The 16642-nt window shown below is 71.8% G+C and carries 13 protein-coding genes; 10 read left to right on the forward strand and 3 right to left on the reverse strand.

What is annotated here, in order from left to right:
• Positions 1 to 270: 270 nt before the first annotated feature.
• The gene (locus ACFYOB_RS36750) at positions 271 to 1044 is read left to right on the forward strand and encodes a glycerophosphodiester phosphodiesterase (protein ID WP_388568076.1); all 774 of its coding nucleotides are present in this window, start codon (positions 271 to 273) and stop codon (positions 1042 to 1044) included.
• On the opposite strand, the gene ACFYOB_RS36755 is transcribed toward ACFYOB_RS36750, so the two are convergent.
• Positions 998 to 1435 carry a hypothetical protein gene (locus ACFYOB_RS36755; RefSeq protein ID WP_388568079.1) on the reverse strand — a complete coding sequence of 146 codons (438 nt, stop codon included), beginning with the start codon at positions 1433 to 1435 and terminating at the stop codon, positions 998 to 1000. The two genes, ACFYOB_RS36750 and ACFYOB_RS36755, sit on opposite strands and share 47 nt — an antisense overlap.
• A 123-nt stretch (positions 1436 to 1558) precedes the next feature.
• On the reverse strand, positions 1559 to 3112 hold the full coding sequence (locus ACFYOB_RS36760) for a ricin-type beta-trefoil lectin domain protein (protein WP_388568082.1): 1554 nt from the start codon (positions 3110 to 3112) through the stop codon (positions 1559 to 1561).
• 108 nt (positions 3113 to 3220) lie between these two features.
• Here ACFYOB_RS36760 and ACFYOB_RS36765 point away from each other — a divergent pair, with 108 nt between their 5' ends.
• The 3 genes from ACFYOB_RS36765 (at position 3221) to ACFYOB_RS36775 (ending at position 8049) form a co-directional block, all read left to right on the forward strand.
• Positions 3221 to 4624: a class II fumarate hydratase gene (locus ACFYOB_RS36765; RefSeq protein ID WP_388568085.1), complete on the forward strand. Its 1404-nt coding sequence runs from the start codon at positions 3221 to 3223 to the stop codon at positions 4622 to 4624.
• 139 nt (positions 4625 to 4763) lie between these two features.
• Positions 4764 to 5471 carry a DUF402 domain-containing protein gene (locus ACFYOB_RS36770; protein WP_388568088.1) on the forward strand — a complete coding sequence of 236 codons (708 nt, stop codon included), beginning with the start codon at positions 4764 to 4766 and terminating at the stop codon, positions 5469 to 5471.
• Between the two features lie 256 nt (positions 5472 to 5727).
• Positions 5728 to 8049, forward strand: a complete 2322-nt coding sequence (locus ACFYOB_RS36775; protein WP_388568091.1) for a SpoIIE family protein phosphatase — start codon at positions 5728 to 5730, stop codon at positions 8047 to 8049.
• A 141-nt stretch (positions 8050 to 8190) separates the two neighbouring features.
• Here the strand turns inward: ACFYOB_RS36775 and ACFYOB_RS36780 are convergent, their stop codons facing one another.
• A complete protein-coding gene (locus ACFYOB_RS36780; protein ID WP_388568094.1) occupies positions 8191 to 10479 on the reverse strand; it encodes a transglycosylase domain-containing protein in 2289 nt (762 codons plus the stop codon).
• A 243-nt stretch (positions 10480 to 10722) separates the two neighbouring features.
• On the opposite strand from ACFYOB_RS36780, the gene ACFYOB_RS36785 reads away from it, so the two are divergent.
• From ACFYOB_RS36785 to ACFYOB_RS36810, 6 genes are all read left to right on the forward strand, one after another.
• Positions 10723 to 11640 (forward strand): SPFH domain-containing protein, encoded by a 918-nt coding sequence (locus ACFYOB_RS36785; RefSeq protein WP_388568097.1) that lies wholly within the window; start codon positions 10723 to 10725, stop codon positions 11638 to 11640.
• Positions 11637 to 11873 (forward strand): hypothetical protein, encoded by a 237-nt coding sequence (locus ACFYOB_RS36790; RefSeq protein ID WP_388568100.1) that lies wholly within the window; start codon positions 11637 to 11639, stop codon positions 11871 to 11873. Before ACFYOB_RS36785 ends, ACFYOB_RS36790 begins: the two co-directional genes overlap by 4 nt.
• A 476-nt stretch (positions 11874 to 12349) precedes the next feature.
• Positions 12350 to 12844 (forward strand): serine hydrolase, encoded by a 495-nt coding sequence (locus ACFYOB_RS36795; RefSeq protein WP_388568103.1) that lies wholly within the window; start codon positions 12350 to 12352, stop codon positions 12842 to 12844.
• A gap of 193 nt (positions 12845 to 13037) precedes the next feature.
• Entirely contained in the window at positions 13038 to 13562 is a 525-nt protein-coding gene (locus ACFYOB_RS36800; protein ID WP_388568106.1) for a PadR family transcriptional regulator, read from the forward strand.
• Positions 13559 to 14245, forward strand: a complete 687-nt coding sequence (locus tag ACFYOB_RS36805; protein ID WP_388568109.1) for an ABC transporter ATP-binding protein — start codon at positions 13559 to 13561, stop codon at positions 14243 to 14245. Before ACFYOB_RS36800 ends, ACFYOB_RS36805 begins: the two co-directional genes overlap by 4 nt.
• The gene (locus tag ACFYOB_RS36810) at positions 14242 to 16614 is read left to right on the forward strand and encodes an FtsX-like permease family protein (protein WP_388568112.1); all 2373 of its coding nucleotides are present in this window, start codon (positions 14242 to 14244) and stop codon (positions 16612 to 16614) included. Before ACFYOB_RS36805 ends, ACFYOB_RS36810 begins: the two co-directional genes overlap by 4 nt.
• The last annotated feature ends 28 nt before the right edge of the window (positions 16615 to 16642 follow it).

Here is a 16642-nt window from a genome sequence, read left to right on the forward strand (position 1 = left end):
ACACCAGAGTTCCCCCCCCCCCACCCCGCGCCACCCCACCCCCGCACCCCCCCCTCCCCCCCCCGCCGTCCGGGCGGCGCCCACCCGCGCCCCGGCCCCGGCCCCGGCCCCACCCCGGCCCCACCCCGGCACCGGCCTCGCCCCGGCACAGGCCCCGCCCCGCCCCGCCCCGCGCAGCCGAGGCGTCACCCCGGCGAGCCCCCGGCACGGTTAACGTCAGGGACACAGCCCCGCACCTGCTCGTTCACCCCGGTTTGCAAGGATTCCCCCATGGCAGCGACGACCTCCCTCCTCCCCACCGCCCTCGACATTCGGGTGGTCGCCCACCGCGGGGCCTCCCACGAGCACCCCGAGCACACCCTCGCCGCCTACCGGCAGGCCATCGCCGACGGGGCCGACGCGCTCGAATGCGACGTACGGCTCACCGCCGACCACAAGCTGGTCTGCGTGCACGACCGGCGGGTGGAGCGGACCTCCGACGGGCGGGGGGTGGTCTCCGAGATGACGTACGCGGAGCTCGCCGCGCTCGACTTCGGGCGGTGGAAGGGCGAGGAGCACGTCGGGGCCCGGGTGCTGCTCTTCGAGGACCTGCTGCGCGAGGCCCTGGCCGCACCCCGGCCGGTCGGGCTCGCCGTCGAGACCAAGCACCCGACCCGGGCCGGCGGCCGGCTGGAGGCCGAGCTCGCGAGGATGCTCCGGGAGTACGGGCTCGCGGACGGGGCTTCGGGGCGCATCGAGGTGATGAGCTTCTCCCGGAACGCGTTGACGAGGATGCACCGGCTCGCGCCCGGGCTGCCGACCGTCTACCTGATCGAGCGGGCGATGCGGCCCGTACGGCCTCCGTTCGCGACCCACGCGGGGCCGGGGATCGACCTCGTACGGCGGGATCCGGGGCTGGTGGGGCGACTGAAGGCCAAGGGGCTGCGGGTGCGCGTGTGGACCGTGGACGAGCCCGAGGACGTGGAGCTGTGCCTGCGGCTCGGCGTGGACACGATCATCACCAACCGGCCGGGGGAGGTCCGAAAGCTCCTGGACTCGCGCTGACGGACCGGCGGGACCGTGCGGCCTTCCTCGCGCAGGCGGCGACACCGGCCAACGACCCGATGAGCAGCGCGTTGACCCGGATCGGCACGACCTCCACACGGACGCCGCCGGGGAAGGTGCACTCGGTGGACATCGGGAAGTACCAGCGGTCGATCTTGATGTCGGCGTCCGGGGTCCGGTAGCTCTGCGGGCCGTGCTGCGCGGTGAGCGCCTCGATGCACGGGCGGGTGGGGCGCGGGGAGAAGCCGCTGAAGCTGCCCACGGCGAAGGCGATGACCGCGATGCACAGGCACGCCCACGCGCCCTCGCTCCACTGGCCGAAGGCCGTCCGGCTCATGCCCGGTCGTCGGGTCGCCGCCAGGTGGACGGCTTTGACGAGGAGGAACGCCACGGCGGGCAGGGCCAGCAGGACGGCTATGGCGGTGATGATCGCCGGGCAAGCCTGCCACAGCAGTTGGAAACACCCGACCGGGGTGCGCCGGCCGGGTGTGGGGGTTTCGGTCGAGCGGGGCGGTTACGACGCGAATCGCTGGTTCGCCGAACCGTTGCAGGTCTGCAGGCGCAGCGCGTCGTGGGCGGCGGCGACCGTCAGGCACATGCCCGGGGCGGCCGCGGGGCGGATGTTGGCGCCGTCGCGGACGAACTGCTGGTTCGCTCCGCCGTGGCAGTTCCACAGGATCAGGCCGGTACCGGCGCCGTAGTTGGCGCCGGGGGCGTCGAGGCAGCGGTCGTGGGTGAGCCCGACGTGGACGGACTTCTTCGCGGAGTCGTACCACCAGTCCTGGTTGCGGCCGCCGTGGCAGTCCCAGCCCAGGACGGCCGTCTCATCGGCACTGGAGCCGCCCTTCGCGTCGAGGCAGTTGCCGGTCGCCTCGTTCTTCAGGGGTGCGTAGAGGGAGTCCCAGGCTCCGGCCTGGAGCACCGGGGTGCCCGTGCTCGCGGGGTCGGCGCAGGAGGCCTCGCGCAGGCCCGAGTTGTAGAGCTGGGTCAGGCAGGACGCGAAGGCGCCGTGGCCCCTGTAGTTGGGGTGGAAGGACTGGCGGGCGGTGTTCTCGTCCCACGGGAAGTGGTCCCCGAGGTCGAGGTAGAGCCCGCGGGCCCAGGTGTCCTCCATGCACACCTCGTGGCCGTGGAAGAGCCGCGAGTTGTCCAGGTAGGTCGCGCCCGAGGTGAGGGCGGCGGCGCGCATGCCCTTCTCGAAGGTGGGCACCGCGTAGTTGCGGCCCCAGGTGGCGTCGGAGTCGTAGCCGGCGCAGCCCCCGGGAAGCTTGCCGGGGAAGTTCGGGTTGTCGTAGAAGTCGGGACCGATGGGGCTGGGGTAGCCCATCACGACGAGCTTGTAGTCGGAGTCGGCGTAGCCCGCGTCGCGCATGACCGTCTTCAGGTCCGCGACCGTCGCCTCCACCTTGGGCTTCAGGCCGTCGACGCGCGCCTGCCAGCCGGGACCGTACTTGGGCTCGCAGGTGCCCTGGCTGAGCACCCAGCGGGTGACGCAGTCGGTCATGACCGGGCCGAACTGGAGGTCGTCGTTGGCTCCGGCGACCAGCAGGACCATCTTGATCTTCGTGTTGCGGGCCTTGACGGCGAGGTTGTCGCTCTGCACCAGTTCATCGGCGTACTGTTTGCTGCCGCCGATCCTGATGTTGCCGGTGTACCCGCCGGAGCAGGCGACGTTGAAGGTGAGGTCCGCCGGGATGCCGGTGCGGTGGATCGCCGAGTCCGGCGATCGGTGGCACTGGTTGGACGACGTGTTGGTCGCGGGGTCGTAGTTGCCGACGCCCTCGCCGGAAATCTCGCTGTCGCCCAGTGAGATCAGGCCGGTCTTGCGCTCGTTCAGCGGCCGGACGGCCGAGTCGCCGTAGATCTTGACGGCCTCCGCCGCGCGGATCGCCTCCAGCTCGGGCGACAGGGGGGTCACAGCCCCCGCCGAAGTGGCTCCCGAGGTGGCCGCAGGGGTTGCCGCCTGGGCCATGGGGGTGATGGCGGTGACGCCCCCGAGGGCGGCCGCGACCGCCGCGACGGCGGCGAAGGTACATCTGAACCTGGATTTCGCGTGTGCACGTGCCATGAACGCCTCCCCGAATGCCGGTGTTACCCACGGTATTTACTGGCCGGTAGGGGACTTGGGAACACTTCGAACAAGACAATTGCTCAACTTTTTGAGGAGGCCACGAACATGACAGACGATCAGCAGGCCGAAGCGTTCCGGACCGAGCACGACTCCATGGGGGACGTACGGGTGCCCGCGCACGCAAAATGGCGTGCCCAGACACAGCGCGCGGTGGAGAACTTCCCCATCTCCGGGCAGCGGCTGGAGCGCGCCCACATCGAGGCGCTCGCCCGCGTCAAGGCGGCGGCGGCCGTGGTCAACGCCCGCCTCGGCGTCGTGGACCAGGACATCGCCGACGCGATCCGATCCGCCGCCGCCGAGGTCGCGGACGGCCGCTGGGACGACCACTTCCCCGTCGACGTCTTCCAGACCGGGTCCGGCACCTCGTCCAACATGAACACCAACGAGGTGATCGCCACCCTGGCCACCGAGCGGCTGGGCCGTGACGTCCACCCCAACGACCACGTCAACGCCTCACAGAGCTCCAACGACGTCTTTCCGTCCTCCATCCACATCGCCGCCACCGCTGGCGTCACCCGCGACCTGATCCCGGCCCTGGAGCACCTCGCCGCCGCGATGGAACGCAAGTCCGCCGAGTTCGCCCAGGTGGTCAAGGCCGGGCGGACGCACCTGATGGACGCCACCCCGGTCACCCTGGGCCAGGAGTTCGGCGGGTACGCGGCCCAGATCGGCTACGGCGTCGAACGGCTGCGCGCGGCCCTGCCCCGGCTCGCCGAACTGCCGCTGGGCGGCACCGCGGTGGGCACCGGGATCAACACCCCGCCCGGGTTCTCCGCCGCCGTCATCGCCGAGGTCGCCGCGGACACGGAGCTGCCGCTCACCGAGGCCCGCAACCACTTCGAGGCCCAGGGGGCGCGGGACGCGCTGGTGGAGACCTCGGGCATGCTCCGTACGGTCGCCGTCTCGCTCACCAAGATCTCCAACGACCTGCGCTGGATGGGCTCCGGGCCGCGCGCGGGATTGGCCGAAATCAATCTCCCCGACCTCCAGCCGGGGTCCTCGATCATGCCCGGGAAGGTCAATCCGGTCGTCCCGGAGGCCGTACTGATGGTCGCCGCACAGGTGATGGGGAACGACGCGACCGTCGCGGTGGCGGGTGCGGCCGGCAACTTCGAACTCAACGTGATGCTCCCGGTGATGGCCAGGAACCTGCTGGAATCGATCCGGCTGCTCGCGAGCGCGAGCCGCCTGCTGGCCGACCGCACCGTCGACGGGATCACCGCCAACACCGCCCGGGCCAGGGAGTACGCCGAGTCCTCGCCCTCCGTCGTCACCCCGCTCAACCGGTACATCGGCTACGAGGAGGCCGCCAAGGTCGCCAAGAAGGCGCTCGCCGAACGGAAGACGATCAGGGAGGTCGTCCTTGAGTCCGGCTACGTCGACCGCGGCGCCCTGACGCTGGAGCAGCTGGACGAGGCCCTGGACGTCCTGCGCATGACACACCCCTGAGAGGCCCGGGAACCGGCCCCGGACGGGGGCCGGATCCGGTCGGTTCCCGTCCCCCGAACCTCCCCCTGGCTTCGCCGGGGGGACCCCCAGGTGACCTGCAACGCAGCGGGCGCGCGGACCCCAGCCCTAAGATCTGCGCATGACAGGTACCTTCCGGCCCGGGAACGGCGCGGTGCGGCGCGGCGCGCAGGGCACGCGCTGGGCGCCCGGGGAGCAGATCCTGTGGCGCTACCGCGACCACGCCCCGGGGCTGAAGGGCCAGGTGCACATCTGCCGCCCGGTGACCGTCGTACAGGACACCGAGGAGCTGCTGGCCGTCTGGATGGCTCCGGGCACCGAGTGCGTCAAGCCGGTCCTCGCCGACGGCACTCCCGTCCACCAGGAGCCGCTCGCCACCCGCTACACCGCGCCGCGGACCACCGTACGGTCGCGCTGGTTCGGCGCCGGGGTGCTGAAGCTGGCCAGGCCCGGCGACCCGTGGTCGGTGTGGCTGTTCTGGGGGCACGGCTGGCAGTTCAAGAACTGGTACGTGAACCTGGAGGAGCCCCTGTCGCGGTGGTCCCGCGGTGTCGACTCCGAGGACCACTTCCTGGACATCGCCGTCTACCCGGACCACAGCTGGGAGTTGCTGGACGAGGACGAGTTCGCCCAGGCGCAGCGGTCCGGCCTGATGGCCCGTGAGCAGGCAAGACGGGTCCGGGAGGCCGGGCGGGCGGCGGTCCGGGTGATCGAGGAGTGGGGGACCCCCTTCTCCGGCGGCTGGCAGGACTGGCGGCCGGATCCGGCCTGGTCGGTTCCGGTCCTGCCGGAGGACTGGGATGCCACCCCGGCGCATATGACCTCATGAGACCCTTGATGCGCCCCCGGGGTTCAAACGTAGGATCGTCCTCCGGAAGGTCGCATGCGCGAGGCGGTGCGGTCGTACCGTGCACCTGCAAGTGTCGTGCCGTACACGGAACTTGACCGGAGGTCGACGCAGGGCCAGAGGTAACGAGGGGGACGCGGAATCCGGAGTGATGGTGCCCCGGCCGCTGAGCGGGTATACCGCGACTGACCGAGTTGAGTGCAGCGCACATCGAGCGCAAACGGACGGAATTCCACGCGTGACGGAGTACCCCACCTCTCAGGAGGGCCCGCAGCCCGTCGCCTCCGGCGGAGGTACGGACGAGGCCGGCCACGGCAAGGCGCCCATCGCCGCCGCCGAGGCCGTACGCACGCATGCGCCGGGCACCGGCGCCGGCTCTGTCGCGGAGCCGGGCGGACCGGCCGCCGCGGCTTCCGACGCGCGCGCGGCCCGCGCCGCGGCGGGCGCGGGCGGGGCCGCCGGGCTCCCCCGGCCCCGCGGAAAGGCCGCCGCCACGGCCGCCGCAGCCGCCTCGGCCGACCTGCCGAGCGCCGCCGCAGGCCCCGGCGAGGGCCAGGGCAGCGCCCGTCCGCGGGACGGCGAGGCCGCCCGTAACGCGGCGGGTCCCGGCGGGGCCCAGGAGGCCGCCGGCCCGGTCCGCGGCCCTCGTGGTGCCGGGGCCGGGTCCCCGCGCGGCGGTGAGGCCGTCGGCGCGGGCACGGAGGCGACCGGGGCCACGCGCGGCTTGCAGGACATCCCCGGGCAGGGGGCCGCGTACCCGGCCGGAGTCGAGCCGGCGCGCCGCGAGGGTGACCGACTGCGCTTCGTCGGCGCCGCGACCCGGCGGATCGCCCGCGGCATCGACCTCGACGAGATCGTGCTCGGCCTGTGCCGCGCCACCGTGCCCACCTTCTCGGACGCGATCCTCGTCTACCTGCGCGATCCGCTCCCGGTCGGCGACGAACGCCCCGTCGGCCCGGTCGTTTTAAGGCTGCGCCGCACCGACCGGCTGCGGCCGATCGACGATCTCACCGACGCCGCGCTGAGCGGCACCATCGGCGCGGGCATGGACCTCGCCGGGGCCGCGGGGGCCACCGGCGAGCTCGACTTCAGCCAGCTGCCGCTGGTCGGCCCGCAGGGTGACCTGCCCGCGGCCGAGCTGTGCGAGATCCGGCCCGGCGGTGCGCTCGCCGAGGTACTGCGCGGTGTACGGCCCGTCTTCGGGTCCTCCGCCGCCGCCAGGGCCGCGCTGCCGGAGCTGCTGGGGGTGGACCACCCGTTGCCGCGCGGCAACCGGGCCGTCCTCGCGCCGCTGCGCGGCCGCCGCCGGGTGATCGGCGCCGCCGTGTTCCTGCGCAGCCCCGAGCGGCCCGCCTTCGAGCAGAACGACCTCCTGGTCGCCGCCCAGCTGGCCACCCATACCGCGCTGGGCATCGACAAGGCGGTCCTGTACGGCCGCGAGGCGTACATCGCCGACGAACTCCAGCGCACCATGCTGCCCGACAGCCTGCCGCAGCCCACCGGGGTCCGGCTCGCCTCGCGCTACCTGCCCGCCGCCGAGACGGCGCGGGTCGGCGGCGACTGGTACGACGCCATACCGCTGCCCGGCAGCCGTGTCGCGCTCGTCGTCGGCGACGTCATGGGCCACTCCATGACCTCCGCCGCGATCATGGGCCAGCTGCGCACCACCGCGCAGACCCTCGCCCAGCTGGACCTGCCGCCCGCCGAGGTCCTGCACCACCTGGACGAGCAGGCGCAGCGCCTGGGCTCCGACCGCATGGCCACCTGCCTGTACGCGGTGTACGACCCCGTCGCGCACCGGATCACGATCGCCAACGCCGGCCACCCGCCGCCGGTGCTGCTGCACCTGGGCGGCCGGGCCGAGGTGCTCCGCGTACCCCCCGGCGCCCCGATCGGCGTCGGCGGCGTGGACTTCGAGGCCGTCGAGCTGGACGCGCCCGCCGGGGCCACCCTGCTGCTGTACACCGACGGCCTGGTGGAATCGCGCCTGCGGGACGTGTGGACCGGCATCGAGCAGCTCCGCGAGCGCCTGGCGAACACCGCGCAGCTGACCGGCCTGGACCACCCGCCGCCGCTGGAAGCCCTGTGCGACGACGTCCTGGACATGCTCGGCCCGGGCGACCGGGACGACGACATCGCGCTGCTCGCGGCCCGCTTCGACGGGATCGCGCCCAGTGACGTCGCGTACTGGTTCCTGGACCCGGAGGAGACCGCTCCGGGCCGGGCCCGCCGGTTCGCCCGCCGCGCCCTGACCCGCTGGGGCCTGGAGGAACTCCAGGACTCCCTGGAACTGCTGGTCAGCGAGGTGGTCACCAATGCCGTCCGGTACGCGGAGCGGCCCGTGACCCTGCGCCTGTTGCGTACGGACGTACTGCGCTGCGAGGTCGGCGACGACTCCCCGCAGCTGCCCCGGCAGCGCCGGGCCCGGGACACCGACGAGGGCGGCCGAGGGCTGTTCCTGGTCAACCGGATGGCCCGTCGCTGGGGTGCCACCCGGCTGAGCAGCGGCAAGGTGGTCTGGTTCGAACTCCCGTTGCCGGGGGCGCATGATCGGCGCTGACCGCGTGGCCGATCCGTCGGCGACCGGATAGCGGCGCGGCCGTTCCGGGCGGCCGAGGCCCCTACGACAGACCGCCGCCCCGCAGCGCGAACGCTGCGGGGCGGCGGTGTCCGTCCGACCGTGGGTCAGTCAGTCAGTCCGTCACCGGTCCGACTGCGGGAACAGCGGGTCCGGCGGCTTCGGGCCGCCGGTCTTGGTCGCCGTCGCCGTCGGGGTCGGCGTCGGGGTGACCGGCTTCGTCGGGGTGTTGGTCGGGTCCGGCGACTTGGTGGCGCTCTTCGTCGGGTCCGGTGACTGCGGCGCGCTGCTGGTGGCGGCCGGAGCGCTGGAGGACTGGCTCGCGGACGGCGACGGGGAGGTGCTGCGGGACGGCGCCTGCACGGCGCCCATCTCCGCCTCCTTCAGATCGAACTTGTCGGTGTCCTCGCCCTTGAGCACGGCGAGGGTGTACGCCTTCCAGATCGAGGCAGGGAAGCTGGAACCACCCGCACGCCCCAGGCCGGCGGTGCCGGTCAGGGTGACCTGGTTGTGGGTGGTGGGGTCCTCGCCGAACATCGCGACGACGGTGACCAGTTCCGGCGTGTAGCCGGTGAACCAGCCCGCCACGTTGGACTCGGTGGTGCCGGTCTTGCCGGCGGCCTCGTAGGCGCTGCTGCGGACCTTGTTGCCGGAGCCGCCCTCGTCGTTGACCACGCCCGTGAGCACCTTGGTGACGGTGTCGGCGGTCTTGCGGCTGATGGCCTGGCTGCCGATGGCGGGCTCGGGCTTGAACTCGCGGTCCTTGTGCTCGGCCTTCTTGATGATGGTCGGCGTGACCTTCTTGCCGTGGTTGTCGAGGGTGGCGTAGACGCCGGCCATCTCCACGGTGTTCGCGCTCATGGTGCCCAGCGCCATGGCGGGCTTGTCCTCGGGCCAGCCCGGGCGGTCCTTCATGCCGAGTTCCAGGGCCGTCTTCTTCACGGCGGGCGGCTTTACGTCCACGATCATCTGCGCGTAGACGGAGTTCACCGAGAAGTCCGTCGCACCCTGGACCGTGATCATCGGGTCGCCGAAGTTCCGGTTGTCCTGGTTCTGCGGGTTGAACGGGATCTTACTGCCGACGACCGGGCGCTTGCTCGTGCCGTCGTAGAGGGTGTTCGGGGTGATCGGCTTGCCGTCCTGGGTGGTGGCGTTGTTCTCCAGGGCGGAGGCGAGCACGATCGGCTTGAAGGTCGAGCCCGGCTGGAAGTCGGTGCGCAGCGCGTTGCTCGCGGACTTCTCCTCCAGGCCCTGGCCGCCGTACATCGCGACGATCGCGCCGGTCTTCGGGTCGACGGAGGTCGCGCCGGCCTGGACGCTCTGGTCCTGGGGCTTGCCCTTGGTGTCCTTGCGGTCGAGCTTGGACTCCAGCTCGTCCTGGACCGCCTTCTCCAGCGCCGCCTGCTTCGTCTTGTCCACGTTGAGCGTGATGCTCCAGCCGCCGGCGGTGATCTGGGCGTCGTCGATGCCCTGCTTGTTCATCTCGTCGTTGGCGGCCTGGACCAGGTAGCCCTTCTGCCCGTCCATGCCGGGGCGGGGCTTGGGCTTGATCGGCGGCGGGAGGGTCATGGTCTTGCGCTTGGCCTCGTCCAGCTTGCCCATCTCGACCATGTTGTCGAGGACGGCGTTGAAGCGGATGTTGACCAGCCGCGTGCCGTTCGGGCCGGCCGTCGCCAGGTCGTACTGGCTGGGGGCCTGGATGACGGCGGCGAGGTAGGCGCCCTGCTCCAGCGTCAGCTTTTCGGCGTCGACGCCGTAGTAGGCCTGGGCCGCGGCCTGGATGCCGTACGCGTTGCGACCGTAGAAGTTGGTGTTCAGGTAGCCGGCCAGGATCTCGGGCTTCTTCATGCGCTGGTCGACCTTGAGGGAGATGATGAGCTCCCGGATCTTGCGCGTCGGCGACTGGTCCTGCGTCAGGTAGTAGTTCTTGACGTACTGCTGAGTGATCGTCGAGCCGCCGGCCGTGCCCTTGCCGCGGACCGTGTTGAACAGGCCCCGGGCCACGCCCATCACGTCGACGCCGCGGTCCTCGTAGAAGGACTTGTTCTCGATGGCGATGAACGCCGTGCGGACGTCCTCCGGAATCTTGTCGATCGGGAGGATCTCGCGGTTCATCTGACCGGTGCGGGCCATGATCGAGCCGTCGGAGTACCGGTAGGTGTTGCTCTGGAGCGTGGCGCTCTCGTTCGGGTCGGTGGGTTCGTTCACCAAGAAGTACAGGATGACCGCCGTGGCCATCAGGAGCAGCATCAGCCCGAGGAACGTCCCGAGGATCTTCTTCCACGTGAAGAAGCGACGTATGCCGGAGCGTTTGCCGCTGCTCCCCTTGTCCGTGGTGCCCTTCGCGCGTCCGCCCGGTGCACGTCGTGCACCGCGCTGCTGCTGTGCCTTACGCGCCTCTGCTCGGCCCATCGCTCCCGCTCCGCTCGATATCCCCCCGACGTCAGCTCAGAAAACTAACACCGCAGGCTGTGACAAAGGTTGACCAACCATGGCCAATACCGGTCAATTCGGACGTGAGAATCAGCACCCACACCACTGGAACCGACGCACATCAAGGCCGAAGGGTTGCCGCCCCGTGCGATCCCGAAGGAAAAGTGATATCACTTTGCTAGGCGGCTGGACCGGCCGCGACCACAGGAACGGGGACGGATCATGAGCAATGCGACGAGCGCAGAGGGTGCACCGGCCGGGGTACGCGAGTTCACCGCGCGCAGCGTGGGCGGCGGCCTGGCCCTGCTGCTCGGTCTGGCCGGCGTCGCGGCGGGGGCGGGTCTGGTCGCGACCGGCGCGGTGCTGACGGCCGTCGCCGCCAAGGCCTCGCTGATAGCCGGCGGCGTCCTGCTGGCCATAGCCGCCCTCATCGCGATGAGCGGGCTCAACACGGTCGCGCCGGGCGAGGCCCGGGTGGTGCAGTTGTTCGGCCGCTACCGGGGGACCATCCGCACGGACGGACTGCGCTGGGTCAACCCGCTGACCTCGCGGGAGAAGATCTCGACCCGGGTACGCAACCACGAGACGGCCGTCCTGAAGGTCAACGACGCCTACGGCAACCCGATCGAGCTGGCGGCGGTCGTGGTGTGGCGGGTCGAGGACACGGCGCGGGCCACCTTCGAGGTCGAGGACTTCACGGAGTTCGTCGAGACCCAGACCGAGGCGGCGGTCCGGCACATCGCGATCGAGTACCCGTACGACGCCCACGACGAGGGCGGCCTGTCGCTGCGCGGGAACGCCGAGGAGATCACCGAGAAGCTGGCCGTCGAACTGCACGCGCGGGTCGAGGCGGCCGGGGTGCACATCATCGAGTCCCGCTTCACGCATCTCGCGTACGCTCCGGAGATCGCCTCCGCGATGCTCCAGCGCCAGCAGGCGGGCGCGGTCGTGGCGGCCCGCAAGCAGATCGTGGAGGGCGCGGTCGGCATGGTCGAACTGGCCCTGACCCGTCTGCAGGAGGAGGAGATCGTGGACCTGGACCCGGAGCGCAAGGCCGCCATGGTCTCGAACCTGATGGTGGTCCTCTGCGGGGACCGCGCCGCGCAGCCGGTGCTCAACACGGGCACTCTTTACCAGTGACCTCACCCGAGGAAGGTGGCCGGGCGGGCCGGCAGCCGCGCAAACAGGTGCTGCTGCGGCTCGACCCGCAGGTGTACGACGCGCTGGCCCGCTGGGCGGGCGAGGAGCTGCGCAGCGCGAACGCGCAGATCGAGTTCCTGCTGCGGCGAGCCCTGTCCGAGGCGGGCCGCCTGCCGGGCGGGGCCGCCCCGATCCCGCCGCGCGGCCGCCCCCGCACCTCGCCCGACTCCTGACCGGCCTTCCCGGCCGACCTTACGGCCGACCGCCGAACCCCTGTCGGGTATGTCCGCGGGTCCGCGCCGCCCGCGGGCCCGCGCAGGTGGGCCCGGAACAGACGGTTCGGCCCAAGTTGGTTGCATGAGGGTCCCCCGAGCGGTGGCATCCTGCACGGCCGTCCTGATCGCGGGCGGGGTCCGTCCCCCCGGCGCGACGGCCATGGCACTCCAGGACCCGCCGCCCACGCCCTCGGCGACGGCGACCCTGCCCCGTCGGCCCTGAAGCCGATCGATCCGGCCACCTTCCAGGCCGCCGTCGACGGTGCGGCGAAGAAGCTCATGGTGCCCGGCACGGTGGTCCTGCTCCGCACCCCGCGGGGGACCTTCCGCGCGATCACCGGCACGACGCGACGGGGCACGGCCGAGCCGCCGGACAGCGGCGACCACACTACGCCCTGCTGGGCCTGGTCGCCGAGAAGGCCGGCGGCCGCCCCTTGGCCCAGCGGTTCCAGGACCGGCTGTTCGCCCCGCTCGGACTGAAGGAGACATCACTCCCGGGCATCCACGACCGGTCGCTGCCCGAGCCCTACTCACACGGCTACATGTACGGCGGAACGCAGTACGCGCTGGTCGACCGGCCGTACCCCGCCGCGATGAGCGAGGCGGCACGGACGGGGAAGCTCCAGCCCCTCGACTACACCCACCAGAACCCGTCCTACGCCACCGCCGCCGGAGGAGTCATCTCCACCGCGGACGACCTGGCCACGTGGATCACGGCACTGGTGACGGGCAAGGTCCTGAACGCCGCATCCCAGCAGCAGTGGCTCCGCAGGCCGAGGACCCGGCGGCCCCGGACGGCCAGAAGGACGGCTACGGCATCGCCCACCAGCGCTTCGCCCCGAACGCCGCGATGTACTACCACGGCGGTGAACTCCCGGGCTTCAACTCCTTCATCGGCCACGACCCGGACAGCGACGCCACCCTCGTGATCTGGACGAACCTGACCTTGTCCCCCGACGGCCGCACCACGGCCCAGGCCATGCTGCCCACCGTCCAACCAGATCTACGCCGGCCTCGCCCTCCCCACCCCCTAAGCCTCGCCCGACCCGCAGGGGCATGCCGAAGTGATCTCTACACCACGGGTATACACGGCGCGTATACACCGTGTGTATAGTCGGCGGCATGTCCATCGGTCACACACTTCTCGGCCTCCTTGAGGCCGGCCCACGCCATGGCTACGACCTCAAGCGCGCCTACGACGAGCGATTCGGCCACGACCGCCCCCTCGCCTACGGGCAGGTCTACTCGACCATGTCCCGCCTCCTCAAGAACGGCCTCGTCGAGGTCGACGGGATCGAGAGCGGCGGCGGCCCCGACCGCAAGCGGTACGCCATCACCGACGCCGGGATCACCGACGTCGGGTCCTGGCTCTCGCAGCCCGAGAAACCCGAGCCGTACCTCCACTCGACCCTCTACACCAAGGTCGTCCTCGCCCTGCTCACCGGCCGCAGCGCGGCCGATCTGCTGGACACGCAGCGCGCCGAACACCTGCGCCTCATGCGCATCCTGACCCAGCGCAAGCGGGGGGGCGACCTCGCCGACCAACTCGTCTGCGACCACGCCCTGTTCCACCTGGAGGCAGATCTGCGCTGGCTGGAACTCACCGCCGCCCGCCTCGGCCAGCTCTCCCAGGAGGTACGCCGATGACCCCGGCCGGTTCCCTGCTCACCGCCACGGACCTCCGCAAGGCGTACGGGCCCACCCTCGCGCTCGACGGCGCCCAGTTCTCCATCCACCCAGGTGAGATCGTCGCCGTCATGGGACCGTCCGGCTCGGGCAAGTCCACCCTGCTGCACTGCCTCGCGGGGATCGTCACGCCCGACTCCGGCTCCATCACGTACGCCGGGCGCGAGCTGTCCGCCATGAACGACGCCGAGCGCAGCACCCTGCGCCGCACCGAGTTCGGCTTCGTCTTCCAGTTCGGACAGCTCGTACCCGAGCTGACCTGCGTGGAGAACGTCGCCCTCCCGCTGCGCCTGACGGGCGTGAAGCGCAAGGAGGCCGAGCGGACCGCCCTGCACTGGATGGAGCAGCTCCAGGTGGACGACCTCGGCCACAAGCGGCCCGGAGAGGTCTCCGGCGGCCAGGGCCAGCGCGTGGCCGTCGCCCGCGCCCTGGTCACCCGGCCCCGAGTGATCTTCGCCGACGAGCCGACCGGCGCCCTCGACTCCCTCAACGGCGAACTCGTGATGCGACTGCTCGCCGAGGCCGCCCGGTCCGCCAACGCCGCCGTCGTCCTCGTGACGCACGAGGCCCGCGTGGCCGCGTACTCCGACCGCGAGATCGTCGTGCGCGACGGCAGGTCCCGCGACATGGAGCGCTTCGTATGAACACGATCCGGGAATGGGCCCGCGACCTCGGCATGGGCGCCCGCTTCGCCTTCGCCGGCGGCCGCGAGGGCTGGATCCGCACCCTGCTCACCGGCGTGGGCGTCGGCCTCGGCGTCGCCCTGCTGCTGATCAGCACGGCGATCCCCGGTGCGCTCGCGGCCCGCAACGAGCGTGGCGACGCCCGCAGCACGATGACCGCCACCGCCGAGCACCCCGGGCCGGACACACTGCTCATCGCACATGCCAACCAGACGTACCACCGGAAGGACATCGACGGGAGCCTGGTGAAGGCGGAGGGACCACAGGCCCCGGTGCCGCCGGGCCTGAAGAGGATCCCCGGCCCCGGCGAGTTGGCCGTGTCCCCCGCCTTGAAGGAGCTGCTGGCCGCCTCGGACGGCAAGCTGCTGCGCGAGCGCCTCGACGGACGCATCACCGAGACCATTGCCGACGCCGGCCTGACGGGCCCCGGCGAGCTGGTCTTCTACGCGGGCGACGACCGACTGCGAGTGGCGGCCGACACGATGGGCCGCGTCCAGCGGATCACCTCGTTCGGCTACGAGCGGGAGAGCGAACGGCTCAGCCCCGTCCTGCTGCTCCTGGTCGTCCTCACGTTCGTCGCCCTGCTGCTGCCGGTGGCCGTCTTCATCGCCGCCGCCGTGCGCTTCGGCGGTGAGCGCCGCGACCGCCGGCTCGCCGCGCTGCGCCTGGTCGGCGCCGACGGCCGGGCGGTGCGCCGCATCGCCGCGGGCGAGGCCCTGGCCGGGTCACTGGCCGGACTCGTACTGGGCACCGGCTTCTTCCTGATCGGGCGCCGACTCGTCGGCGGCTTCGACCTCCAGCAGCGCAGCGTCTTCCCCGCTGACCTCGATCCGACGGTGTGGCTGGCCGCTCTCGTCACGGTCGCGGTGCCGGCCGCGGCCGTCGCGGTCACCCTGTTCGCCCTGCGCGGCGTGGTGATCGAGCCGCTGGGTGTCGTACGCACGGCCCGGCCGAGCAAACGGCGCATCTGGTGGCGACTGCTGCTGCCGGTGGCCGGACTGGGCCTGCTCGCACCGATGACGGGCCGCGGCAACAACAGCGGGAACTTCAACCAGTGGCAGGTCAGCGGCGGTGTGGTGCTGCTCCTGGTCGCCATCACGGCGCTGCTGCCCTGGGTGCTGGAACGGTTCGTCGGCCGGATGCGCGGCGGCCCGGTCTCCTGGCAGCTGGCCGTGCGCCGGCTCCAGGTCAACAGCGGCGGCGCCGCCCGTCTCGTCAACGGCCTCGCCGTGGCGGTCGCGGGTGCCATCGCCCTGCAGATGCTGTTCGCGGGCGTCGAGGGCGACTTCACCGAGAAGACCGGACAGGACCCGTCCCGGGCCGCCGTCTCGATCCTGGTCGACCACGACTCCGAAGTCGACGTGGAACAGCTGGCGCAGCAGGTCGCCCGGTCCGAGGGCATCCTCAAGGCGGTGCCTCTGCGCTCCGTCGGCGCCGCCCACAAGGTTCCTGCGGACACCGGGCTCATCCACGTCACCGTCGGCAGCTGCGAGGCGCTGCGCGAGGTCGCCGCGCTGGACTCCTGCGAGGACGGCGACGTCTTCCTGGCCACCGGTGCCCCCGGTACCCCCGGCGTCGGCAAGGCCGGCAAGGCTGGCAAGGCCGGCAATTACGGTGGCACGGCCGAGCCCGGCGACAAGCTCTTCGTGGGCAACGTGAGGGGCTACGCGAGCCAGGCCAAGCCGGTCGAGTGGACCGTGCCCGCCGGCGCCCGCCCGGTCGCCAGCCGCCCCGACCCGGTCGGCACACTGCGCTCCGGCCTGCTGGTGACCCCGTCGGTCGCGCCCGGGGACACCAGCGAATTCGGCACGACCCAGATCTTCGTGCAGGCCGACGAGTCGGTGCCGGACGGACTGGAGCGGGCACGCACAGCCGCCTTCAAGGCGTCCCCCCTGTCCACCGCCATGACGCTCAGGACCACGAAGCAGGAAAGCGGCTACTCGGCGATCCGCACCGGGCTCTTCTTCGGGGCCACCGCCGTGCTGATCCTGATCGGTTCGAGCCTGCTGGTCTCCCAGCTGGAGCAGCTGCGCGAACGCAAGAAGCTGCTGTCGGCGCTGGTCGCCTTCGGCACCAAGCGCTCCACGCTGAGCCTGTCGGTGCTGTGGCAGACGGCCGTGCCGATCGGCCTGGGGCTGAGCCTGGCCGCCCTGTTCGGGGTGGGACTGGGCACCGTACTGATGCGGATGGCCGCGGCCCCGGTGCGGGTCGACTGGCTGTCGGTCGCGGCGATGACCGGCATCGGCGCGGGTGTGGTCGCCCTGGTGACCCTGCTCAGCCTGCCGCCACTGCTGCGCCTGATGCGCCCGGACGGCCTGCGCACCGAGTAGCCCCCCGTACGCCCGTTCCCCACGGCCC

The sequence above is a fragment of the Streptomyces sp. NPDC006463 genome (assembly GCF_042870715.1).
Taxonomy (GTDB): Bacteria; Actinomycetota; Actinomycetes; order Streptomycetales; family Streptomycetaceae; genus Streptomyces.

Bases quoted from the DNA above. Each gene is read 5' to 3' on its own strand.
- ACFYOB_RS36750 (WP_388568076.1), top strand. From the start codon at position 271: ATGGCAGCGACGACCTCCCTCCTCCCCACCGCCCTCGACATTCGGGTG.
- ACFYOB_RS36760 (WP_388568082.1), bottom strand. From the start codon at position 3,112: ATGGCACGTGCACACGCGAAATCCAGGTTCAGATGTACCTTCGCCGCC.
- ACFYOB_RS36765 (WP_388568085.1), top strand. From the start codon at position 3,221: ATGACAGACGATCAGCAGGCCGAAGCGTTCCGGACCGAGCACGACTCC.
- ACFYOB_RS36770 (WP_388568088.1), top strand. From the start codon at position 4,764: ATGACAGGTACCTTCCGGCCCGGGAACGGCGCGGTGCGGCGCGGCGCG.
- ACFYOB_RS36780 (WP_388568094.1), bottom strand. From the start codon at position 10,479: ATGGGCCGAGCAGAGGCGCGTAAGGCACAGCAGCAGCGCGGTGCACGA.
- ACFYOB_RS36785 (WP_388568097.1), top strand. From the start codon at position 10,723: ATGAGCAATGCGACGAGCGCAGAGGGTGCACCGGCCGGGGTACGCGAG.
- ACFYOB_RS36800 (WP_388568106.1), top strand. From the start codon at position 13,038: ATGTCCATCGGTCACACACTTCTCGGCCTCCTTGAGGCCGGCCCACGC.
- ACFYOB_RS36805 (WP_388568109.1), top strand. From the start codon at position 13,559: ATGACCCCGGCCGGTTCCCTGCTCACCGCCACGGACCTCCGCAAGGCG.
- ACFYOB_RS36810 (WP_388568112.1), top strand. From the start codon at position 14,242: ATGAACACGATCCGGGAATGGGCCCGCGACCTCGGCATGGGCGCCCGC.